Origin of the sequence: Geodermatophilus sp. TF02-6 (assembly GCF_003319115.1) — a bacterium.
Classification (GTDB): Bacteria; Actinomycetota; Actinomycetes; order Mycobacteriales; family Geodermatophilaceae; genus Geodermatophilus.
In genome coordinates this window covers 28,343-49,283 of record NZ_QOHF01000026.1, presented here as the reverse complement: position 1 = coordinate 49,283, position 20,941 = coordinate 28,343, and the positions used below count along the sequence as shown (strand labels likewise).

Annotated in this window: 23 protein-coding genes; 7 read left to right on the top strand and 16 right to left on the bottom strand. The window is 75.1% G+C overall.

The genetic code is table 11. The features are described from left to right. Positions 1-183: 183 nt before the first annotated feature. Positions 184-384 carry a hypothetical protein gene (locus tag DQ238_RS19520; RefSeq protein ID WP_113782901.1) on the top strand — a complete coding sequence of 67 codons (201 nt, stop codon included), beginning with the start codon at positions 184-186 and terminating at the stop codon, positions 382-384. 57 nt (positions 385-441) lie between these two features. On the opposite strand, the gene DQ238_RS19515 is transcribed toward DQ238_RS19520, so the two are convergent. From DQ238_RS19515 to DQ238_RS19475, 9 genes are all read right to left on the bottom strand, one after another. Beyond that, complete coding sequence (locus tag DQ238_RS19515) at positions 442-1,653, bottom strand: acyl-CoA dehydrogenase family protein (protein WP_113782900.1); 1,212 nt, start codon at positions 1,651-1,653, stop codon at positions 442-444. 95 nt (positions 1,654-1,748) lie between these two features. After that, on the bottom strand, positions 1,749-2,069 hold the full coding sequence (locus tag DQ238_RS19510; RefSeq protein ID WP_158550849.1) for a DUF3040 domain-containing protein: 321 nt from the start codon (positions 2,067-2,069) through the stop codon (positions 1,749-1,751). 33 nt (positions 2,070-2,102) lie between these two features. Beyond that, positions 2,103-2,540, bottom strand: a complete 438-nt coding sequence (locus DQ238_RS19505; RefSeq protein ID WP_113782898.1) for a DUF4383 domain-containing protein — start codon at positions 2,538-2,540, stop codon at positions 2,103-2,105. Positions 2,541-2,715: 175 nt separating this feature from the next. Further along, entirely contained in the window at positions 2,716-3,153 is a 438-nt protein-coding gene (locus DQ238_RS19500) for a DUF4383 domain-containing protein (protein ID WP_113782897.1), read from the bottom strand. A gap of 295 nt (positions 3,154-3,448) precedes the next feature. Next, entirely contained in the window at positions 3,449-5,098 is a 1,650-nt protein-coding gene (locus tag DQ238_RS19495) for a carbamoyltransferase C-terminal domain-containing protein (RefSeq protein ID WP_113782896.1), read from the bottom strand. A gap of 118 nt (positions 5,099-5,216) precedes the next feature. Then, positions 5,217-6,908, bottom strand: a complete 1,692-nt coding sequence (locus DQ238_RS19490) for an ATP-dependent DNA helicase RecQ (RefSeq protein ID WP_113782921.1) — start codon at positions 6,906-6,908, stop codon at positions 5,217-5,219. A 227-nt stretch (positions 6,909-7,135) separates the two neighbouring features. Next, a complete protein-coding gene (locus DQ238_RS19485; protein ID WP_113782895.1) occupies positions 7,136-9,019 on the bottom strand; it encodes an HNH endonuclease signature motif containing protein in 1,884 nt (627 codons plus the stop codon). 291 nt (positions 9,020-9,310) lie between these two features. Then, positions 9,311-10,537 carry a DUF2786 domain-containing protein gene (locus DQ238_RS19480; protein WP_199506461.1) on the bottom strand — a complete coding sequence of 409 codons (1,227 nt, stop codon included), beginning with the start codon at positions 10,535-10,537 and terminating at the stop codon, positions 9,311-9,313. 377 nt (positions 10,538-10,914) lie between these two features. Beyond that, positions 10,915-13,248 carry a bifunctional diguanylate cyclase/phosphodiesterase gene (locus DQ238_RS19475; protein WP_113782894.1) on the bottom strand — a complete coding sequence of 778 codons (2,334 nt, stop codon included), beginning with the start codon at positions 13,246-13,248 and terminating at the stop codon, positions 10,915-10,917. A 233-nt stretch (positions 13,249-13,481) separates the two neighbouring features. Between DQ238_RS19475 and DQ238_RS19470 the strand changes: the two genes are divergently transcribed. Beyond that, complete coding sequence (locus DQ238_RS19470) at positions 13,482-13,874, top strand: molybdopterin-binding protein (protein WP_113782893.1); 393 nt, start codon at positions 13,482-13,484, stop codon at positions 13,872-13,874. A gap of 175 nt (positions 13,875-14,049) precedes the next feature. Here the strand turns inward: DQ238_RS19470 and DQ238_RS19465 are convergent, their stop codons facing one another. Beyond that, on the bottom strand, positions 14,050-14,259 hold the full coding sequence (locus DQ238_RS19465) for a molybdopterin-binding protein (protein WP_113782892.1): 210 nt from the start codon (positions 14,257-14,259) through the stop codon (positions 14,050-14,052). Positions 14,260-14,407: 148 nt separating this feature from the next. Here DQ238_RS19465 and modA point away from each other — a divergent pair, with 148 nt between their 5' ends. Genes modA through DQ238_RS19450 form a run of 3 tightly spaced genes read left to right on the top strand, consistent with a single transcriptional unit; the run spans position 14,408 to position 17,158 of the window. Further along, positions 14,408-15,232, top strand: coding sequence for a molybdate ABC transporter substrate-binding protein (modA, locus tag DQ238_RS19460; RefSeq protein ID WP_113782891.1), 825 nt, complete (start codon positions 14,408-14,410; stop codon positions 15,230-15,232). After that, complete coding sequence (locus tag DQ238_RS19455; protein WP_113782890.1) at positions 15,229-16,035, top strand: ABC transporter permease; 807 nt, start codon at positions 15,229-15,231, stop codon at positions 16,033-16,035. Before modA ends, DQ238_RS19455 begins: the two co-directional genes overlap by 4 nt. 55 nt (positions 16,036-16,090) lie before the next feature. Next, positions 16,091-17,158 carry an ABC transporter ATP-binding protein gene (locus DQ238_RS19450; RefSeq protein WP_113782889.1) on the top strand — a complete coding sequence of 356 codons (1,068 nt, stop codon included), beginning with the start codon at positions 16,091-16,093 and terminating at the stop codon, positions 17,156-17,158. A 7-nt stretch (positions 17,159-17,165) separates the two neighbouring features. Here the strand turns inward: DQ238_RS19450 and DQ238_RS19445 are convergent, their stop codons facing one another. Next, positions 17,166-17,561 carry a TA system VapC family ribonuclease toxin gene (locus tag DQ238_RS19445; RefSeq protein WP_113782888.1) on the bottom strand — a complete coding sequence of 132 codons (396 nt, stop codon included), beginning with the start codon at positions 17,559-17,561 and terminating at the stop codon, positions 17,166-17,168. Beyond that, a complete protein-coding gene (locus tag DQ238_RS19440; RefSeq protein ID WP_113782887.1) occupies positions 17,558-17,788 on the bottom strand; it encodes an antitoxin in 231 nt (76 codons plus the stop codon). Before DQ238_RS19440 ends, DQ238_RS19445 begins: the two co-directional genes overlap by 4 nt. Positions 17,789-17,854: 66 nt before the next feature. Here DQ238_RS19440 and DQ238_RS19435 point away from each other — a divergent pair, with 66 nt between their 5' ends. Beyond that, entirely contained in the window at positions 17,855-18,460 is a 606-nt protein-coding gene (locus DQ238_RS19435; protein WP_113782886.1) for an NTP transferase domain-containing protein, read from the top strand. Then, positions 18,457-18,867, top strand: coding sequence for a molybdenum cofactor biosynthesis protein MoaE (locus tag DQ238_RS19430; RefSeq protein ID WP_113782885.1), 411 nt, complete (start codon positions 18,457-18,459; stop codon positions 18,865-18,867). Before DQ238_RS19435 ends, DQ238_RS19430 begins: the two co-directional genes overlap by 4 nt. 229 nt (positions 18,868-19,096) lie before the next feature. On the opposite strand, the gene DQ238_RS19425 is transcribed toward DQ238_RS19430, so the two are convergent. The 4 genes from DQ238_RS19425 to DQ238_RS19410 form a co-directional block, all read right to left on the bottom strand. Then, positions 19,097-19,426 carry a hypothetical protein gene (locus DQ238_RS19425; protein ID WP_113782884.1) on the bottom strand — a complete coding sequence of 110 codons (330 nt, stop codon included), beginning with the start codon at positions 19,424-19,426 and terminating at the stop codon, positions 19,097-19,099. Between the two features lie 226 nt (positions 19,427-19,652). After that, entirely contained in the window at positions 19,653-20,189 is a 537-nt protein-coding gene (locus tag DQ238_RS19420) for a GAF domain-containing protein (RefSeq protein ID WP_233496117.1), read from the bottom strand. Between the two features lie 53 nt (positions 20,190-20,242). After that, complete coding sequence (locus tag DQ238_RS19415; protein ID WP_113782919.1) at positions 20,243-20,455, bottom strand: hypothetical protein; 213 nt, start codon at positions 20,453-20,455, stop codon at positions 20,243-20,245. Positions 20,456-20,654: 199 nt separating this feature from the next. Continuing rightward, complete coding sequence (locus tag DQ238_RS19410; protein WP_113782918.1) at positions 20,655-20,897, bottom strand: MoaD/ThiS family protein; 243 nt, start codon at positions 20,895-20,897, stop codon at positions 20,655-20,657. Between the last annotated feature and the right edge of the window lie 44 nt (positions 20,898-20,941).

Sequence of the window (20,941 nt, the reverse complement as noted above, 5' to 3'; positions counted from 1 at the left end):
GGGCCGGTGGCAGCAGCTCGTCCGAGCGTGCGGCGACGAACGCCTCGCAGGCCGCCTCGTCCCGCGTTCCACCCGGACCCTCCCCGCCGTGACCGGATCGTGACGCGGCGGCGCGACGTTGCGGGTCCGGGTGACCGCCATCACGCTGGAGCGCGTTCATCGACGGCCGAGTGGAGGTCAGGCGTGAAGCTGGACAAGCAGGAGCTGCTGCGGGTGCTGCGCACCGAGGGCGACAACAGCACCGCGGAGAAGGTCGAGGCCCAGCTGCCCGACCAGATCGACACCGAGCGGGACGGCGACGCGTTGGCGGCCGTGGGGCTGGACCGCACCCAGCTCATGGCCAAGCTCGCCGCGGGCGGCTTCGGGTCGAGCCTGACCGCCTGACCGGAGGGGATCCGTGGGCGGTCCCCTCCAGGGCCTCGTCGAGCCCCGCCCCCTCTTTCAGCCCGCGTACGGGCGCTCCCGGCCCAGCTCCTCGCGGGCGACCGAGCGCAGGTGGACGGCGTCCGGGCCGTCGGCGATGCGCAGCGTGCGGGCCGAGGCGTAGAAGCGGGCCAGCACGGTGTCGTCGCTGACGCCGGCGCCGCCGTGCACCTGGATGGCGCGGTCGATGACGTCGCAGGCCACCCGCGGGGCGACCACCTTGATGCCGGCGATCTCGGTGCGGGCGCCCTTGGCCCCGTACCGGTCGATCAGGTCGGCGGTCTTGAGCACCAGCAGGCGGGCCTGGTCGATCTCCAGCCGGGACAGCGCGACCATCTCGCGCACCGTGCCCTGCTCGGCCAGGGGCCGCTTGAAGGCGACCCGCGCCTTGGCCCGCTCCACCATGAGCGCCAGGGCCCGCTCGGCCATGCCGATGGCCCGCATGCAGTGGTGGATGCGGCCGGGACCGAGCCGCGCCTGGGCGATCATGAAGCCGTCGCCCTCGCCGGCCAGCAGGCTGGTCACCGGCACGCGGACGTCGCGCAGCACGACCTCGGAGTGCCCGTGCTGGTCCTGGTACCCGAAGACCGGCAGGTGCCGGACGATCTCCAGGCCCGGGGCGTCGCGGGGGACCAGGACCATCGACTGCTGCCGGTGCGTCGGCCCGTCCGGGTCGGTCTTGCCCATGACGATGAAGACCTGGCAGCGCTCGTCGGCGGCGCCGCTGGTCCACCACTTGCGGCCGTTGATGACGTACTCGTCGCCGTCACGGACGATCGAGGTCTGGATGTTGGTGGCGTCGGACGACGCGACGTCGGGCTCGGTCATCGCGAAGGCGGAGCGGATCTCGCCCTCCAGCAGGGGCTGCAGCCAGCGCTCCTTCTGCTCGGGCGTGCCGAACAGCATGAGCGTCTCCATGTTGCCGGTGTCCGGCGCCCCGCAGTTGGTGACCTCGGGGGCGATCGTCGGGCTCCAGCCGGTGATCTCGGCGACGGAGGCGTACTCCAGGTTCGTCAACCCCGACAGCTCGGGGTGGAACAGGTTCCACAGGCCGCGCTTGCGGGCCTCGGTCTTCAGTTCCTCCAGCACCGGGGGGTGCTCGTGGTCGTCGTGGCCGCGGGCGGCGCGCCACTGCTCGTAGACCGGCTCGGCGGGGAAGACCTGCTCTCGCATGAAGTCCCACATCCGGCCGCAGACGTCCTCGGCTCGGGCGGACAGGGCGAAGTCCATGCCCGCAACGTAGAGGGCGGCGGGACGTGCGTCTCGCCGAGGGATCGCGGGGTGTCCGTTTCGGGCCCGGTCGACGTCGTTCCGGGGGCAGGGAGTCAGACGGGCGGAGCGGACGGCGGCGGGTCGTCGCCCGGCGGGAGGGGCCCGGGTCCGTCGGTCAGGCACCACCGGCTGACCGCCAGCGGGCAGCCGAGCAGCAGCAGCACCGCCATCACCCCGAACGCCCGCGGGCCGACGAGGAAGGGCGCGCCCACCGCCACCACGGCGCCGGCCACGAGCAGCCACAACAGGCCGCGGCCCGGCGGGCTCCGGCGTCCGGTCCCGGCGCCCGGCCCGGCGGTGAGCCGGGCGGCCAGGTCGGGGTCGTCGCGCGCCAGGTCCTCGCCCAGGGCGCGCAGGACGGGGTCGTCGTCCACGCCACGGTCCTCCCGGTCCGGCACGGGGCGGATTCAGACGCGCGTCGTGCGTGCGCGGGCGGCCGCCTGCACCGGCACGAGCGCGATCGCCAGCCCGACCAGTGCGCTGACCAGGTGCAGCCAGTTGTCCGCCCCGTTGAGGTCGAGGACGTCCCACGACCTGCCGACGGCGACGAGCCCGTAGACGAAGGCCGCGCCGTAGCCGACCGCGAGCAGCCAGCCGTAGGTGCGCGCCCCGCCGAGGGTGCGGGCCAGCGTCAGGCCGGCGACGCCGACCAGCAGGTGGACGACGTTGTGGAACGGGTTGACCATGAAGCCGAGCAGGCGGTCGCCGTGGTGGCCGAAGAAGTCGCCGACCCCGGTGACGAAGAACCCGGCGATGCCGGTGATCGTGTAGACGGCGCCGACCACCAGGGCGAGGACCTGCGGCGCGGTGGCGCCGCGGGGAGTCGGTCGATCGGGAGCGGACATGTCGTCCTCCTGGACGCCGAGGGTCGCGCCGTCAGTAGGCGACCGCTTCTCCAGGCCGTCGAGTGTCCCAGGTCACCGTGTGGGCAGGGACGTTGGGCGGTGCGCCCGGTGGCGGGGACGTCGGAGGCCGGGTCCCGTGCGGAACCCGGCCTCCGGATGATGCGTGGCGGTGTGCTCAGACGCGGGTGGAGCGGTCGGTCACCGCACCGCGGACCGGGCCCAGCGCGATCCCGAAGCCGACGATCGCACTCAGGATGTGCAGCACGTTGTCAGCAGCGTTGATGTTGAGGACGTCCCAGGACTCGCCGGCGGCGAACAGGCCGTAGACGAACAGTGCGCCGTAGGCGACGCCGAGCAGCCAGCCGTAGGTGCGGGCGCCGGCCAGCGTGCGGGACAGCACGATGCCCAGGACGCCGACCAGGACGTGCGCCACGTTGTGCAACCCGTTGACGTGGAAGCCCAGCAGGCTGTGGCTGTGGTCCATCCCGAAGAAGTTGCCGCCGGTGACGAAGAACCCGGCGAGGCCCACAAGCAGGTAGACGACGCCGAACACGAGCGACAGCGTCTGCGGCCAGGTCCGGCCCGCGGTGGTGCGGTCTGCAGCTGCAGCCATGTGAGACAACCCCCATGAGGTCAAGCCCGGCCGTGTCTCGGCGGGGCGGCCCCATGGTTGCCCACTGGTCACTCGGAGAAGTCTCCCGATGACGAGAGGTCATCAGTACGGGTGAGCCCCACGGCCTGTCGTCCCCGACCGGTGACCTTTCGCCGGCCGACGGCGGTGGCGCGGCTGAGCAGGCTGACGTCACGACCGCCCGCGGCGGGAGCAGGCGGACGCCGGGAGCCGGAAGGCCTCCGCGTCCCGGCGTCCACGGACGACCCGGGTCAGGGTTCGGGGTCGGGGGTCGGGGTCAGTTCGGGCGCGGAGTCGGCCGGGGCCGCCGGACGACGAACGGGCCGATCGCCAGCAGGTCCACCGGGGCCGAGCCGAAGCACTCCAGCGCGTCGCGCGGGTCGTCGACCATGGGCCGGCCGGCGGTGTTCAGGCTGGTGTTGACCACCACCGGCAGGCCGGTGCGCCGCTCGAAGCACTCGAGCATGCGGGCCACCAGGGGCTCCTCGGTGCGGTCGACGGTCTGGATGCGCGCCGTCCCGTCGACGTGGGTGACGGTCGGGATGCGCTCGCGCCACTCGGGGTGCACGTCGTGGACGAAGAGCATGTACCGCGACGGAATCGGCCCGCGCCCGAAGATCTCCGCGGCCCGCTCGGCCAGCACCATCGGCGCCACCGGGCGGAACTGCTCGCGGCCCTTGACGTTGTTCATCCGCTCCAGGTTGGCCTCGTGGCCGGGGTGGGCCAGCAGTGAGCGGTGGCCCAGCGCGCGCGGGCCGTACTCGCTGCGGCCCTGGAACCAGGCGACGATCCCGTTGCCCGCCAGCACCCCGGCCACGGCGTCGGCGACGTCGCGCGGCCGCTCGTAGTCGATCGCCGCGGTGATCAGCCAGGACTCGATCTCCTCGTCGGTCCAGCCGCGGCCGAGGTCGGCGCCGGGCATCGGCGCGGTGGTGTCGCCGAGCTCGGTGGCCACGGCCATGGCCCCGCCCAGCGCCGTCCCCGCGTCGCCCGCGGCCGGCTGCACCCACACCTGGTCGAACGGGCCCTCGGCGTAGATGCGGCTGTTGGCCACGCAGTTGAGCGCGACGCCGCCGGCCAGCGTCAGGGTGCGGTCGCCGGTGCGCCCGTGCAGCCAGCGGGCGAGGTCGAGCAGCGTCTCCTCCAGCCGCAGCTGGACGCTGGCGGCGAGGTCGGCGTGCGCGTCGGTCCAGTCGTCGCCCGTGCGCAGCCGCGGGGCGAACTCGGCGAAGTCGATCCGCTCGGTGCGGAAGCCGCCGTCCCCCGTGGCGTGGACGTACGGCTCGAGCTCGGCGGCGAACCGCGGCTTGCCGTAGGAGGCCATCGCCATGACCTTGTACTCGTCGGAGCTGCGCAGGAAGCCGAGGTGGTCGGTGAGGTCCTCGTAGAGCAGGCCGAGGGAGTGCGGCAGCGCCTGGCTGGCCAGCACCTCCAGCTGCCCGTCGGTGTACCGGCCGGCCAGGTGGCTCACCGCCTCCCCGCGGCCGTCGAGCACCAGCACGGAGTTGGTCGGGTACGGGGCGGCCAGGCCGGCGGACGCGGCGTGCGCGACGTGGTGCGGCACGTAGCGCACCTTCTGCGGGTCGAGGCCGGGCAGGTGGTGGGCGAGGAAGGACGGCGCCTTCTCGGCGTACGTCTTGCGCACGACGTCGCCCTCGTCGTAGAGCCCGGTCTCCTCCGGGCTCGGCATCAGCCGCGGGTCGAAGGAGTAGGCGACCGCGTCGAGGTCGGCGGGGGTCAGGCCGGCCTCCGCCAGCACCCAGGCCGCCGAGAGCTCCGGCAGCTCCCACGCGCTCCACGGCAGCGGCCGCTTGCCGTGCTTGCGCCGGCTGAACCGCTCCTCCTCCGCCGCGGCGACCACCTGGCCGTCGACCACCAGGGCCGCGGCCGGGTCGTGGTAGAGCGCGTTGATGCCGAGGACCTTCACCCGTCAACTCCTCCCGCCGGGCTGGTCCGCCCGGTCTCCTGCGTGATCATCCCCGGGCCGCCGCCGACTGCGCAGCCCGGCATCCCCCGACCGTGCACGTCCTCAGGTGCCCCGGTGGTCAGCCGTCCCGGCGGGTCAGCAGGTCGTTGTCCAGGACGGCGGCCAGCGCGAGGGTCTTGTAGCCGACCTCCTCGAAGAGAACGGTGATCCGGTCGTCCTCGACCCGCATGACGATGCCCGGCCCCCACTCGGCGTGCTCGACCGGGGCCTGGACGGGGAAGGGGGTGCCCGCGTCGGCGACCGTGGCCCCTTCCTGCGAGCGCCCGGCCGAGCAGTTGTCGCAGTTGCCGCACGGCTGCTCGAGCTGCTCGCCGAAGTAGCCGAGCAGGAACTGCCGCCGGCACTCGGTGGTCTCGGCGTAGCCGCGCATCATCTCCACGCGGCTCTGGTCCACCCGCTCGTGGTGCTCGGCGAGCTCGCGAGCGGCGGCCGCGGCGGCCGCGGGACCGGGCGCGCCGTCGGCCGGGTGGGCGGCTCCCTCCTCGTCGAGGACGACGGCCGACACCTGCTCGAGCAGGTTGAGGTCACGGGCCAGCGGGGTGGCGCCCCGGCCGGTCTCCTCGCGCAGCTGCCGGACGTCGACGCCGTCGTCGATGCCGGCGGCCTCGGCCGCCCCCACCAGCCTGGCCACCTGCTGCAGCTCCTCCTCGGCCGGGACGCCGGCGGCGAAGAACCGGCGCAGGCCGAGGTCCTCCTGGCGGTAGACCAGCAGCGCCAGCGCCGGCTGCCCGTCGCGGCCGGCGCGGCCGATCTCCTGGTAGTAGCTGTCGACGGAGTCGGCCGGCTCGGCGTGGACGACGAACCGGGTGTCGGGCTTGTCGATGCCCATGCCGAAGGCGGTCGTGGCGACGACGACGTCCAGCTCGTCGTCCATGAACGCCCGCTGGGAGTCCTCGCGGTCGGCCTTCCTGAGGCCGGCGTGGTAGGCGCAGGCGCGCAGGCCGCGGTCGGTCAGCTCGGCGGCGATCTCCTCGGTGCCCTTGCGGGTGGCGCTGTAGACGATGCCGGGGACCTGCCCGTCCCCGACGAGCTCGAGCACCCGGTCGACGACCGCCCGGTCCTTGGCCGACGCGTCGGCGTGCTGCTCCACCTCCAGCCGGATCTCCGGCCGGTCGAAGCCGGCGACGACGACGCAGGGGGCGCGCATGCCCAGGCGCTCGACGATCTCCGCGCGCACCGGCGGCGCGGCGGTGGCGGTGAGCGCGAGCACGGTCGGGTGGCCCAGCTGCTCGACGACCGCGCCGAGGCGCAGGTAGTCGGGGCGGAAGTCGTGCCCCCAGGCGGAGACGCAGTGCGCCTCGTCGACGACGAACAAGGCAGGCTCGGCCTCGGCGATCGCGTCGACGACCTCCGGCTTGGTCAGCTGCTCGGGCGCGAGGAACAGGTAGCGGACCGTTCCGTCCGCAAGCCCGTCGAGGGCGGCGCGCTGGTCGCCGACCGACAGGGCGGAGTTGAGCTGGGCGGCCTCCCCGCTGAGGCCGTCGAGGTCCTCGAGCCGGTCGACCTGGTCGCGCTGCAGCGCGATCAGCGGGGAGACGACGAGCACCGGCCCGCCGACGAGCTGGCCGGCGACCTGGTAGACGGCGGACTTGCCCGCCCCCGACGGCAGCACCGCGAGAGTGTCCTGCCCGGCGACGACGGCCTCCATCGCCTCGCGTTGGCCGGGGCGGAAGTCCTCGAAGCCGAGCAGGTCGCGGGCGACCTCCTGGATGCGGGCTGTCGAGAGGGTGTCGGTGGCGCGTCGTGGCACCGGCTCCCGCTGCCCGGACCGCGAGATCGGCAAACGGTGGGCTGGGTCCGTGCGCGTCCCCGCGGGAACGCGGCATCGCGACCGGCACGCCCGTCGGTCGGCCGAGGAGGTCGGCCGAGGAGGCCGGCCGACCGATGGGTAGGGGCGGGCGGGTCGGCATCGCCACCCCTGCCAACCGACGCGTTCCCGCGGGAACGCGCGGTCGCGCTGTCGGCACGCTCGGCCGCTCAGGGCTGCAGGGTGACGCCGGGCTGCAGGGTGACGCCGGGCTGCAGGGCGACGCCGGGCTGCAGGGCGACGCCGGGCTGCAGGGTGACACCGGCCTCGGCGGCGAGGCGGCGGACGAGGTCGCGATGACCCATGAGGACCCCCACGGCGTAACGCAGGTCCATCCGCTCACCGTTGACGGGCATCGACTCGGGGAGCGGTGGCTCACCGGACGGGAACAGCGTCCTCCCCAGCGCGGTGACCATCTCCTCGGCGGTCACCGATCGTTCGACCGGGGCCGGTCGCAGGGTCCGGCTGGGGCCGCGACCGGTGCGGCGACTACCTCGGGGGCCTGAGGAGCCGGGGTGTGTCGGAGCGGCATGGGGCCGGGCTGCGGGTCGCCCTCCTGGCACTGCCGTCGCTGCACGTCGGGGGCGTGCGGAGCCGCGGCGGGAACGGGGGACGTCGTCCGCCCGTGCCGGTGTCGTTGCCGACGACGTGGCGGGACGGCGGCCGAACGCGGTGTCGATCGGGTGGACGCCGGTGTACGGGTCGGCAGTGGTCACGCGCGGTTGGTCGTCGTGAGGGTCGTCGTGGGCGTCCGGTCGAGCGTCGAGGCCGGCCAAGCCGGTGGTGAAGGCGGCATCGGCGGTGCCCCAGACGTGGCGACCGTCGGGCGCGGTGACCACCAGCCTCCCCTCGAGGCGGCTCATCACCAGGTCGAGGTCGTGGACCAGGCCGTGGTCGGCGTCGCAGAGCAGGACGAGGTTGTCGAGGTCCGTGCGGCCGCCAAAGAGCCAGTGACGCACGTGGTGGGCGTGCAGGCGCTCGATGCGGGTCTCCGGGCAGCCGGGGCGGGCGCAGCCGCCGTCGCGGCGCAGCAGTGCCCGGAGTTGGGCCTTGCTGGCGCGGCGCCGCTTGCGGCCGAGGGCGAGGGGTTCCCGGCCCCGTTCCAGCATGGTGACCACGGTGGCGTCGCACAGCACCCGCCGAGCCTGGGCCGGCGTCAGCGCGGGGCCGCCCTCGACGTAGGCCTGGCCGGCGGAAGCGTCGTCGGCGAGGACGTCGGTGTCGACGTGGATCACGACGTCGCGGCGCGGCGGGTCGCCGGGGCGGCGGTCCAGGTCGACGCGGGCCCGGGCCAACGAGGCGAGCGCGTCCAACCGGCGGGCGGTGGTGCGCTCGCGGGCGAGCCCGGCCAGCTCCTCGTCGTCGGCGCAGCGGCGGTCGAGCTCCTGCTCCTCCCGCCAGTCGGCTCCGCCGTCCTGGCCGGCGCCTCGGGGTGGGCGGGCGGCGCGGGCCTTCTCGTTCTGGGCGCGTTCGCGGCGGGCCTCGCGTTCGGCGACCGACTCGATGGCGGCGATCAGGTCGGCACCCGGCTCGGGTCGCATCCGCAGGTTCGCGTTGAGCATCCCGTCGTCGTCCCACCAGTACTCGAAGGACTCCCTGGCCTCGGGCCGGTCCGACGGGTCGTCGTCGCCGGCGTCGGCGCGGCGCCAGGAGCGGACGAAGCGTTCCAGTTGGGCGGCGGTTGTCTCGACGGCGAGGTCCAGCAGCGACTGCTCGGTGTCGGGTTCGGCGATCCGGGTCAGGGCCCGGACCTTGGAGTAGGACAGCCGTCCGTCCGCGAACGCCGCCTCGGTGTGGGGCAGGGTGCGCGGGGCGCGGGCCACGCGGACGTGCTCGCGTGCAGCGCCCGGCGCGAGCCCGCACTGCCAGGAGAGCCAGTGCCCGCAGGACCTGATATCCCAGCCCTCCCAGCCGCCGCGTTCGTCGAACTCGGCGACCAACCGCAGCCAGGCGGCGGTGGCGGCGGCCAGCCGGACCGCGCCGGCGGTTATCGCTCGGGCCAGCTCGGGCAACGGGCTCCCCGAGAGATGGGACGCGGTGGTGGGGTCGGGCACGGCACTCCTCCTCGATCAGGTGTTCGAAGAGTAGGACTGCCTGCTGACAGAAGCCGCTGATCACGGGTGTTCGCCGTCGTAGCCGTGGCGCACGGTGGACGGTCATGCTGCCCACCACGACGTCCCCTCGGTCGGTGCGCTCCCGCGCAGATACGCGCCGGGCCGGTCGCGACGCCCCGGGGTACTCGGCGCATCCGAGTGAGGCGCTCCCGCGGAGACGTCTCCGCGGGAACGGGCCGCGGCGCCCCGAGGCCGGCGTCCTCGCGGGAACGCCGGCCTCCGGGCGACCGGTCAGCGCAGGCGCGAGCGTCGCGACCCGACGTCGGCGGACTCGGCGGCCGCGCGGCCGGCCCAGTAGCCGCCGGCGTCCATCGACGAGCGGCTGCGGGTGCTGCGGACCCGGGGGAACAGCTCGGTGAAGACGTCGTCCACCGCCTCCTGCCGGGAGCGCAGGACGGGCAGGAGGTCGACGCCCCGCTCCGCCGCGGCCGTCGCGGTGGCCTGCTCCCGGGCGCTGCGCAGCCGCTCGCCGATGCGGACCGCGTAGCCCAGCAGGAAGGCGCGGCGGAACGCGCGGGAGGCCGAGCGCCGTCCGGCCGCGCGCTCGGCCGCACCGAGGGCCCGGCCGACCTGGAGCAGCAGCGAGGTGAACAGCAGCTCGACCGCGTCGAGGTCGGCGGCCACGCCCACCAGGTTGGCGATGCCCAGGCTCTGGTACCAGACCAGCCGGACGCCGTTGGCGTCGGCGACCGCACCCAACAGCTGCACCTTGGCCCACACGTACGGGTCGTCGACGTGCACCCGCCGGGTGTCCACGCCCGCGCGTCCCGGGGCGCCGCCGCCGAGGTCCAGCAGCGCCACGTCGACGGCGTGGCGGGTCATCAACTCCTGCGCCTTGGCGGTCAGCGCCTCGGCCTCGTCGGGGAACTCCGTCGACTCGGCCTTGACCAGCAGTGCGCGGATGCGGCGGAGCGCCCGCGCGCCGTCGTCTGCGGAGACGGCCTGCTCGCGGGAGGGACCGGCACGCCAACGGGACGGCGGCGGGACCAGCCGGTCGATCCGCGGCAGCGTGCGCAGCATCGTGGCCAGCGTCAGGACCTCGCGCCACGCCTCTCCGACCGGCCGTCCCCCGGCCCGGTGCCAGGACGCGACGACCGTGGCGGCGCCGGCGGTCAGCGCGCCCAGGTCGCGCAGCTGGTCGACCCAGACCTCGGGCGCGCGGGATGCGGCGTCGGTGACGCGGGCGTCCTCGGCGATCAGGGCGACGACCAGCCGGGCCGCCCGGGCGGTCCCCTGGCGGTGGACGGCGTGCGCGACGTCGGCCGGCTGCCAGCCCCGCTCCCAGGCGTCGGCGAGGGCGGACAGCAGTGCGCGGGTCGCGCCGCCGGAGCCGTCCACCCCAGGGTCGCGTGCAGCCAGGACGGCGGCCATCCCGTCCGCATCGTCGCCGTCGGGATGCCAGTCGCCCTGGAGCAGCAGTTCGCGGAGCCAGGCGTCGTCCGCGGTCGTGGAGGTCATGTCGGGGATGCTCTCCCACTGCTCCGACGCCGACCGGCGACCCCCTGTGGACGGCGGTGGGCCGTCCACAGGCCCGCGGCCGCGTCGCGATCGTCGTCGGTACACGACACCAGGATCGAGTCGAACACGCCCCGAGGAAGGCGGAGCTGCTGTGGCCTCGACGGAGTTCATGGCGCTGCCCCCGAAGCCTGGAGCGACCCTCGGTGCGGTGTGGTTGCGGCAGAGCAACCCCGGGAGCAGCTCATGGTGTCCGACTGGACCGAACCTGCAGCTGATACCCGCCCGACGTGGAGGACACCGCCGTCGAGCTCGTCCTCGAGCAGGCCGAGCAGTACGCCCTGACAGCTCGACGACGCCAGCCGCAGTCGTCGGGCGGCTCACCTCGGACGGCGCAGCCACTCCCGCTCGATCTGCTCGGCGGCCGCCGGGTGGCCCAGCAGGAAGCCCTGGGCCTGCGCGCAGCCCAGCTCCCGCAGGCGCTGCAGCTGCTCCTCGGTCTCCACGCCCTCGGCGGTGACGGTGGCGCCGAGGTGCTCGGCGAGGGCGAGCACGGCGGAGACGATCGCGTCGGTCGGGCGGTCGTCGGGCAGCCGGGCGACGAAGGAACGGTCGAGCTTGAAGGCCTGCGGCGTCCGCTCGCGCAGCGCCGCGAAGCTGGAGTAGCCGGTGCCGAAGTCGTCCACGGCCAGCGTGACGCCCGCGGCGGTGAAGCGCTGCAGCGCCGCCCGCGCCCCCGGCTCCATGGCGCAGGACTCGGTCATCTCCAGCTCGAGGGCGTCCGGGGGCAACCCGACCCGGTCGAGCAGCGCCAGCACCCGGGCGGGGAAGTCGGCGGGCAGCAGCTGCCGCGTGGAGACGTTGACCGCCACGCGCGGGGCGGCGACGGGACCGAAGAGCCGTCGCCACTGCGCGGCCTGGGTGCAGGCCTGCTCGAGCACCTGCATGCCGAGCTCGTGGATCAGCCCGGTCTCCTCGGCTGCGGCGATGAACTCCGCCGCCGGGACCTCCCCCCGCTGCCCGTCGCGCCACCGGGCGAGCGCCTCCACGACCACGAGCCGGCCGTCGGCCACCCGCACGATCGGCTGGTAGACGACGGTCACCGCGCCGGCCCCGACCGCCCGGCGCAGCGCGGCGCGCAGCCCCAGCCGGTCCCGGGCCTGCCGGCGCAGCGGTTCGTTGAACAGCTCGTAGCGGTGCCCGCCGGTCGCCTTGGCCCGCTGCAACGCCAGGTCTGCGGCCCGGAGCACCTCCTCGGCGTGCCCGTCCTCCCGGGACCCGACCGGGTCCTCCCGCTCCCCGCGCAGCTGCGGCCCGGCCAGGCCCTCGGCGTCGGCGACCGCCACCCCGATGCTCACCGTGACGACGACCTCCCGACCGTCGAGCGCGTACGGCTCGGCCAGCGCCGCGAGCAGCCGCTCGGCCACCCCGGCCGCCTCCTCGACGCCGGTCACGCCGTCGAGCAGGACGGCCAGCTCGTCGCCGCCGAGCCGGCTGACCAGGTCCCCGGGCCGCACCGCCTCCTCGAGCCGGCGCGCGACCGCGACGAGCAGCTCGTCCCCGGCGTCGTGCCCGAGCAGGTCGTTGACCCCCTTGAACCCGTCCAGGTCGCAGTAGAGGACCGCGAACCGGGCCTCGGGGGTGCGCTCGGCCCGGTGCGCCGCGGCGGCCACGCGGTCCATCAGCAGGACCCGGTTGGCCAGCCCGGTCAGCGAGTCGTGGACCGCCGCGTGCTCGGCGGCCGCGATGTTGGCCTGCCGGCCGGTGACCAGCGCGCCGAGGGTCAGCCCGGCCAGGGTGAGGGTCACCAGGCCGAGCTGCAGGCGCAGCGGGCTCTCCACGACGTCCCGCCCGACCAGGGTCACGGCGAGGGCGTTCGCGACCAGGACGGCGAACGCCGTCCGGGGCAACCCGCCGCGGACGGCGATCCAGATGAGCGGGACGTACACCAGGTAGGCCAGGTCCAGTCCGCTGACGTCGAGCTCGCCGTAGGCGAGGTACACCGTGGTGAGCAGCAGCGCGGCCTGGCCGACCAGCTCGAGCCGGCCGTCGTGCAGCCGGTCGACCAGCCGGCCCAGCCACCGCGGCCGGAGGCGGTCCGGCCAGGCGGCGCCCTGCGCCGTCCGCCGACCGCCGACGCGGGGAGGGCCGGGCAGCGGGGGCCGGTCGCGCCAGAGCGCGGGCAGCCGCCGGCTGGCGATGAGCAGGGCCGGCGCCAGCACCCCGACGCCGGTGGCGCGGCCGGACCAGAAGCCGAGGACGCCCCGGAAGAACTCGCCCCAGGTCAGCAGCCCTCCGACGGTGTACTGCAGGACCTGCCCGACGGCGACGACGAGCGGCCCCGCGACGGCGGCCAGCCCCAGGAACCAGGCGACGTCGCGCTGACCGGGCAGCCGGGGGTCGATCCGCAGCCGGCGCAGCAGCAGCCAGGCCACGGTCGTGTAGACGGCGGTGCCCAGCGTGCTGCTGAGCCACTCGCCGAGCCAGCTCACGTCCGGACGTCCCCGCACCAGTGCGTTCAGCGGCTCGGTCAGCAGGAGCAGCGGGGCGTAGCGCAGCCCGCACACGAGGAGCAGGACGAAGCTCAGCCCGGTCGGGGGGTACCACAGCGACACCCCCTGCCGGGCCTGGAACACGCTGGCGATGGCGTCCAGGCCCAGCCAGAGCCCCAGGTACACCACCGAGACGATCAGCGGACCGCGCCACCGGCGCATGCTCGTCGCGCCTCCTGTCCCCGACGGCCGCACGCGCCGGATGCTCCGCCACCCTGCCCCAGGCCCGGCGTCCTACACCCCGGGGCGCGCGGTCCGTCGGCGATCGGCCCGCCCGCGCCCCGGCCGAGGGAGGGCTGCCGTGCGCCGAGGAGCTCCGGCCGGGTGCCCGACGGCCCGCTGTCGGCAGCGTGGTGACGGCTCGGCCTCCCTGGGGAGCGCCTTAGCCTGCTCCGGTGACGACCAGCTACCGGATCGCCGAGGCCGCCGAGCTGCTCGGCGTGAGCGACGACACGGTGCGCCGCTGGATCGACAGCGGTCGGCTGCCCGCCCACCGCGCCGGCGGCCCGGCGCAGGTCGACGGCGCCGACCTCGCCCGGTTGGCCACCCGCCTGCACGAGGCCCCGGAACCCGGCACGACCCGGCACTCGTCGGCCCGCAACCGGCTGACCGGGATCGTCACCCGCGTCCTGCGCGACACGGTGATGGCCCAGGTGGAGATCCAGGCCGGCCCGTTCCGGGTGGTCTCGCTGATGTCCCGCGAGGCGGCCGACGAGCTCGGTCTGGACGTCGGCGTCCGGGCCGTCGCCACCGTGAAGGCGACCCAGGTCAGCGTCGACGTCGGCTGACCGCAGGGGCATTGCAGCGAGCGCCGACAAGCGGGAGCGGCCCCCTCCCGGGCACCGCCGGCCCCGTCCCGGCGGCCCTCCTGCAGGTGGAAGGACCCCCTCCTCCCCACCGCTCGCACGCTCGCGGCGGTGCCCGGGAGGGGGCCACGAGTGGCGGGGGCAGGGGGGTCCTTGTTCAGTCCTCGACGGCGAGCATGACCTCGGTCGACTTGACCAGGACGACCACCGGGTCGCCGACGCCGATCCCCAGGTCCTCCACCGCCTCCCGGGTCACCGCCGCGGTGACCTCCTGGCCGGACACGTCGACCTTCACCGTGGCCATCACCGACCCGGGGTTGATCGCGGTGACGGTGCCGGTGAGCTGGTTGCGGGTGGACAGGCGCACGGGTCCTCCTCGGGTCAGGGCTGGTCCGGTAGCCTACGCACCTTCGGAGACCGAGGGCGACCCGAGTGCGCAGACGCGCAGAGCCATGGGCTACTGTCCCGCAGTCGCGGATCGTCATCCGGGCCGGTCCGGGCGAGCGGGAGGTCCCATGTCCAGGCGGGTTCGGCTGGCGCTGTCGGTCGCTGCGGTGCTGGCCCTGACCGCCTGCGGCGGGACGTCGGCCGGCGACGCGGCGTCGAGCGCCTCGTCAGCGGCGGCGTCGTCGGCGGCGTCGTCCTCAGGGGAGGACCTGACCGGCACGCTCACCGTCTTCGCCGCCGCCTCGCTGACCGACGTCTTCACCGACCTCGGCGACCGGCTGGAGGCCGACCACCCCGGCCTCGACGTGCAGTTCAACTTCGCCGGGAGCTCCCAGTTGGCGACGCAGCTGACCCAGGGGGCGCCCGCGGACGTCTTCGCCAGCGCCAACGAGGCGCAGATGGAGGTGGTCACCGACGCCGGGCTGCAGGCCGCCGACCCGACGGTCTTCACCGAGAACGTCCTGGAGATCGCCGTCCCGAAGGGCAACCCGGCGCACGTGACCGGCCTGGCCGACTTCGCCGACCCCGACCTGACCCTCGCCGTCTGCGCGCCCGACGTGCCGTGCGGCGCCGCGGCGCAGGAGGTCTTCCAAGCGGCCGGGATCGACGCGCAGCCCGACACGCAGGAGGAGGACGTCAAGGCCGCGCTGACCAAGGTGCAGCTGGGCGAGGTGGACGCCGCGCTGGTCTACGCCACCGACGTCCAGGCGGCCAGCGGCGACGTCGAGGGCATCGAGTTCCCCGAGGCGGAGCAGGCGGTCAACCAGTACCCGATCTGCACGCTGGAGGCGGCGCCGAACCCCGACGCGGCCCAGGCCTTCGTCGACCTGGTGGACTCCGATGAGGGGCAGCAGGCGCTGGAGGACGCCGGCTTCCGCGCACCCACCTCGTGAGGCGTCCCGGCGGGAGCGGCGTCCCGCTGCCGCTGCTCGTCCCCGCGGCGATCGGCACGCTCTTCCTCGTGCTGCCGCTGCTCGGGCTGGTGGTCCGCGCGCCCTGGTCGGACCTCGGCGCGCGGCTCGCCGAGCCCGGCGTCGGCCAGGCGCTGAGGCTCTCCCTGCTCAGCGCCACCCTGGCCACCACCGCCTCGCTGGTCCTCGGCGTACCGATCGCGTGGGTGCTCGCCCGCACGCGCACGCGCGGGCGGTCGGTGCTGCGCGCGCTGGTGACCGTGCCCCTGGTGCTGCCGCCGGTGGTCGGCGGGGTCGCGCTGTTCCTCGTGCTCGGCCGGCAGGGCATCGTCGGGCGTTGGCTGTTCGAGACGACGGGCGTCACCATCCCGTTCACCACGCTGGCCGTCGTCATCGCCGAGACCTTCGTGGCCATGCCGTTCCTGGTGATCAGCGTCGAGGGGGCGCTGCGTGCCGCCGACGCCCGGTTCGAGGACGCCGCCGCCACCCTGGGCGCCGACCGGTGGACCACCTTCCGCCGGGTCACCCTGCCGCTGGTGGCCCCCGGCATCGCCGCCGGCGCGGTGCTGTGCTGGGCCCGGGCGCTCGGCGAGTTCGGCGCCACCATCACCTTCGCCGGCAACTTCCCGGGGACGACGCAGACGATGCCGCTGGCGGTCTACCTGGCGCTGCAGAGCGACCCGGAGGCGGCGATCGTCCTGTCCCTGGTGCTGCTGGTCGTCTCGCTGGCCACGCTGTTGTTGCTCCGCGACCGCTGGCTCACCCGCTCGGGAGCCGCGGCGTGAGTTCCCTGGCCGTGCGAGGACTCCCGCGCGACCGCTGGCTGTCCCGGGCGGTCACGTGACGCTCTGCGCCGACGTCACCGTGGCGCGCGGCGCGCTGACCGTCGAGCTCGACGTCGAGGTGGCCGACGGGGAGGTGCTCGCCGTCCTCGGCCCGAACGGCGCGGGCAAGTCCACGCTGCTGCGGGTGCTTGCCGGGCTGCTGCTCCCCGACGGCGGCCGGGTCGCCGTGGGGCGGGCCGGTGGGGAGCACGACGTCTGGGACGACGTCGCCGCCGGGGTGCACGTGCCCGCGCACGAGCGCCGCCTCGGCATGGTGTTCCAGGACCACCTGCTGTTCCCGCACCTGTCGGTCGCCGACAACGTCGCCTTCGGCCTGCGCACCCGCGGGGTGCGCAAGGCGCCCGCCCGCGCGGCAGCCCGGGACTGGCTGGCCCGGGTGGGCCTCGCCGAGCTCGGGGACCGGCGGCCCGGCCAGCTCTCCGGCGGGCAGGCGCAGCGGGCGGCGCTGGCCCGCGCCCTGGTGGGGGAGCCGGCGCTGCTGCTGCTCGACGAGCCGCTCTCCGCGCTGGACGCCCGCACCCGGCTCACCGTCCGCGCCGAGCTGCGCCGGCACCTGGCCGAGTACGCCGGCAGCACCGTGCTGGTCACCCACGACCCGGTCGACGCGCTGGCGCTGGCCGGCCGCGTCGTCGTCGTGGAGGAGGGCCGGGTGGTGCAGGCCGGGACGCCGGCCGACGTCAGCCGCCACCCGCGCACCGACTACGTCGCCCGGCTGGTCGGGCTGGCCCTGCTGCCCGGCACCGGCGACGGTCCTGTCGTCCGGCTGGACGGCGGGGGCGCCGTCGCAGTCGCCGAGGAGACCGCGGGGCCGGTGTTCGTCGCCGTCCGCCCCGAGTCGGTCGCGCTCTACCTGGACCCCCCGCACGGCAGCCCGCGCAACGTCTGGCCGGCCCGGCTGGTCTCGGCCACCCCGCACGGGTCGACGGTGCGCTGCGAGCTGGACGGGGAGGTGCCGCTGGTGGCCGACGTCACCGCGACCGCCGTCGCCGAGCTGGGCCTGACTCCTGGGACGCCGGTGTGGGCCGCGGTCAAGGCGTCCGAGGTCGCCGTCTACGCGCGGTGACCGATGGTCACGGCTCGATCAGCAGCGCGACGTCCGGGTGCAAGAGGGCCAGAGCCCGGTCGAGGGTGGCCAGCCGGCCGCTCCGGGCCCGGGCGAGCCCGGCGAGGTAGGCGTCGGTCACCTGCCGGTGGCCGACGACGCCGCGGAGATCGATCTCGCCGTAGCCGAGGTCGTCCGGCCAGAACTCGTGCCGCTCGTCGGAGGTCACGCTGCTCAGCACCTCGGTGGCCTCGTTGGCCTTGGCGCCTCGGCGCAGCGCGTGCCGGACCAGCGCTCCCTGCGTCACCGGGCAGGTGGCGAAGGACGGCGAGCTGTTGGCCAACCAGTGCCTGACGGTCTCGTAGTGGACGTGCTGGTCATCGCCGAGGGCGATGAGGACACTGGTGTCGAGCAGATGCGTCACTCCTCGTCGTCCAGCGACCGCACGTCCTCGCTGGTGACCGGGCCACCTCCCAGAGAGAGGACACGCAACCCGGTCACTTCGTCGGTTTTCACCCGGCTCGGACCGGGAGTGTCGAGCGCCGAGCGCAGCAGGCGAGTGACGGTCTCGCTCAAGGTCGTGCCCGCATCGCGGGCAATCGCGGTGGTCAGCCGGTGGAGGTCCTCGGGCAGGTCGATGGTCGTCCGCACCGCTCCATGGTGCGCCGCTGGCCCCATGTGCATCAAGATGTCGGCCTCTCTGCCAAGGTGGCCGGCATGAGCACGGTCGCCGGGTTGGTCCTCGCCGCCGGGGGTGGACGCCGCTACGGCATGCCCAAGGCGCTGGTCGAGTACGGCGGCAGCCTGCTCGTCGAGCGGGTGGTGCGGACGGCGCGGGCGGTGTGCGACCCGGTGCTGGTCGTGCTGGGTGCGCGGGCGGTCGACGTCTGGCGGACAGCGGACCTCGACGGCGCCACCGTGCTGGCCAACCCCGACTGGGAGAGCGGCATGGCCTCCTCGCTGCGCACCGGCCTCGACGGGCTGCGGGGCTGGCCCGTGGCGGCGGGGCGGTGGGGCGGGGGAGCGATCGACGCCGCGCTCGTGCTGCTGGTCGACATGCCCGGGCTGACGCCGGCCGCCCTGGAGCAGCTCGCCGCCCGCGCCGCGCCGGACGCGCTGGCGGTCGCCACCTACGCCGGCGTCCGCGGGCACCCGGTGCTGCTGGGCCGCGACCACTGGGCCGGCGTCGCCGCGACCGCGACCGGCGACGAGGGTGCCCGCCGCTACCTCGCCACGCACCCGGTCACCGAGGTGGACTGCACCGGCCTGGCCGACCCGACCGACCTCGACGTGCCGCCCGGCGGGGTACCGTCGGCGCCGTGATCGCGCAGGTCGTCGACGCACCCCTCTCGGTCGCCGAGCACGAGGACGCCGTGGCCGACAAGGCGGCCGGCGCGGTGGTCTCCTTCGCCGGCGTCGTCCGCGACCACGACGGCGGCCGGTCGGTGACCGAGCTGGAGTACGTCGGCCACCCGAGCGCGCAGCAGGTCCTCGTGGAGCTGGCGGCGGAGTTCGCCGCCCGCCCCGACGTGCACGCCGTCGCGGTCTCCCACCGGGTGGGCCTGCTCGGCATCGGCGACGTGGCCCTGGCCTGCGCGGTCAGCTCCTCCCACCGCGGTCAGGCGTTCGCCGCCTGTGCCGAGCTGGTCGACCTGGTGAAGGAGCGGCTGCCCGTCTGGAAGCGGCAGGTCTTCACCGACGGTGAGGAGGAGTGGGTCGCCTGCCCCTGAGGGCCCCGTCCCGCGTCCCCGGCCCCCTGCAGGGCCCTCGTCGGCCCCGTCCCCGGCCCCGCCCTGAGCTTGCGAGGTGGAGCAAGGACCCCTTGCCCCCCACCGGAGAAGGACCCCCTGCCCCCCACCGCTCGCAGGCTCGCGGTGGGACCCTGCAGGGGGCCGCGGCGGGACCCTGCAAGGGGCCGGGGTCCTTCTCCCGCTCCGAGGCGTGGGGGGGGGTCCTCTTTCAGGCGCCGTGCTCCAGCCGGGCCCGGACGATCTTGGTCGCGCCGGCGGCGCGGGTCTCGACGTCCTCGGCGCGCTCGCGCACGCGGTCGAGCATCTCGGTGTCGCTGATCGGCATCGTGGCAACCAGCCGCTCGGCCTCGTCCACGTACGGGTGCTCGAGCACCGCGTCGACGAGCCGGGTGCGGGTGCCCATGGGCAGGTGCCCGGACTCGACGTGCATGTCCGAGGCCACGACGCCCGGCTCGTCGGTGGGGTGGACCTCCGCCTCGGCCAGCACCCGCCCCTCGGCCCGGACCTGGACGGTGGCGCGGTCGGCTGATCCAGTCATCGCTGAGCTTCTCTCCGTAGTTCGGATCTGAGTTCGGGGACGGGTCGGCCCGGGAGGGCTCGTGGGAACGGCCCTGCATCCGCGGCCGGCGACGGTACGGCATCGGACGTCGCCCCCTCCAGCGTGGCGCGTCCTCGCCAGGTCGTACACGAGGCTCCCGCGGCACGCCGCGGCCGAGCCGACCCAGGCGCCGGCCAGGATGCGTTTCACCACTGGAAGTTCTGGCTCAGTTGCTCTCGGTCATCACAGAGTCCGGCCGCGGGGTAGAGGGCTCCGGAGCGGCGATCGACCCGGAAGGGGTCATCCCGGTGGCCAGCAGGGTGCTGAGCAGCCGCGCCACCATCTCGACCAACGGCAGGTCGCGGGCGGCGCTGCGCGGTCGGGCGCGGAACCCGAACCCGCAGAGCGTGCCGAACACCTCCCCGTCCGCGGTGACCAGCGGAACGCCGATGTAGGCCGCGATCCGCGGGCCCGGCCCGGTCGTCTGCCCGGCGTAGGCGGGAACGGCGGCGGTGACCGTGGCCGCCCTCGGGGCGTCTCCGGCGATCATGTGCCGGCAGAAGGTGTCCGCCCACGGCAGCCAGGTGCCCGGCCGGACCATCTGGGGTGGATGGGCGTGCAGCACGATCTGCCGGTCGTCCACCACCCGGGTCACCACCCACACGTCCCAGCCGAGGTGCCCGTGCAGGGCGGCCAGCGCCCCGCAGGCCGCGGCCGGGAAGTCCTGCCACGGGACGACGTCCCCGACGGCTGAGGGGGCCATGCCGGGGATCGTCCCTCCTCCGCGCCGGTGACGGAACGAGATCGTGCGCGACCTCAGTGCAGCGCCGCCCCGCCCTCCGGTTCCTGCCGCTCTGCCTCCGTGCGCTCGGCGGCCTCCTCCTCGGCCTCCTCCTCGGCCTCGCCCTCCAGACGCCGGGCCTCGCCGGCCACCTGCGCCGCGGCGTCGCCGTGCGACTCCCCGTAGACCTCCTCGGCGCGGCCGATCAGCTCCTCGGCCCTGGCCTTCGCCCTGTCCCAGATGCTCATGCGCCCATTCTCGGGCCCGGGCACGGCCGGCGGCGTCCGGTCACCGGTGTCCGCCGTCGCGGATCTCCCCGACCGGTCCTCGAGGACGTCCTCCAGGGCCGCCGCGCCGACCCCGACGAGCGACCATCCGCTCATCGGGTCGTGGGGGCACGGGGACGGGGAGTGCGGGCGATGGTGGGGGGCCGTCACCGGACGGGGATCAACCTCCGGCGAACGGGGGCAGCACGTCGACGACCGCCCCGGGCTGCAGGACCGACGACCGGTCCCGCGTCTGCGTTCCGTCGACCAGGAACGAGCAGGCGGTCAGCACCCGCTCCAGCCGCTCGCCGTGCGCGGCCACGAGCTGCGCGACGAGCTCGTCGAGGGTGCCCGCGTCCCGCGTCTCGGTGTCGACCCCCGCGGCGGCGCGGGCGCCGGCGAAGAAGCGGACGGTCACGGCCACGGGGACGGCGCTCCCCGGTCTGCTCCCGTGGTCGCTGCGCTCCT

What these genes read in the sequence shown, in the direction of transcription:
- DQ238_RS19515 (WP_113782900.1), bottom strand. Translation starts at nt 1,653, where the DNA reads ATGGACTTCGCCCTGTCCGCCCGAGCCGAGGACGTCTGCGGCCGGATG.
- DQ238_RS19505 (WP_113782898.1), bottom strand. Translation starts at nt 2,540, where the DNA reads ATGTCCGCTCCCGATCGACCGACTCCCCGCGGCGCCACCGCGCCGCAG.
- DQ238_RS19500 (WP_113782897.1), bottom strand. Translation starts at nt 3,153, where the DNA reads ATGGCTGCAGCTGCAGACCGCACCACCGCGGGCCGGACCTGGCCGCAG.
- DQ238_RS19480 (WP_199506461.1), bottom strand. Translation starts at nt 10,537, where the DNA reads ATGACCTCCACGACCGCGGACGACGCCTGGCTCCGCGAACTGCTGCTC.
- DQ238_RS19475 (WP_113782894.1), bottom strand. Translation starts at nt 13,248, where the DNA reads ATGCGCCGGTGGCGCGGTCCGCTGATCGTCTCGGTGGTGTACCTGGGG.
- modA (WP_113782891.1), top strand. Translation starts at nt 14,408, where the DNA reads ATGTCCAGGCGGGTTCGGCTGGCGCTGTCGGTCGCTGCGGTGCTGGCC.
- DQ238_RS19435 (WP_113782886.1), top strand. Translation starts at nt 17,855, where the DNA reads ATGAGCACGGTCGCCGGGTTGGTCCTCGCCGCCGGGGGTGGACGCCGC.
- DQ238_RS19425 (WP_113782884.1), bottom strand. Translation starts at nt 19,426, where the DNA reads ATGACTGGATCAGCCGACCGCGCCACCGTCCAGGTCCGGGCCGAGGGG.
- DQ238_RS19420 (WP_233496117.1), bottom strand. Translation starts at nt 20,189, where the DNA reads ATGGCCCCCTCAGCCGTCGGGGACGTCGTCCCGTGGCAGGACTTCCCG.
- DQ238_RS19415 (WP_113782919.1), bottom strand. Translation starts at nt 20,455, where the DNA reads ATGAGCATCTGGGACAGGGCGAAGGCCAGGGCCGAGGAGCTGATCGGC.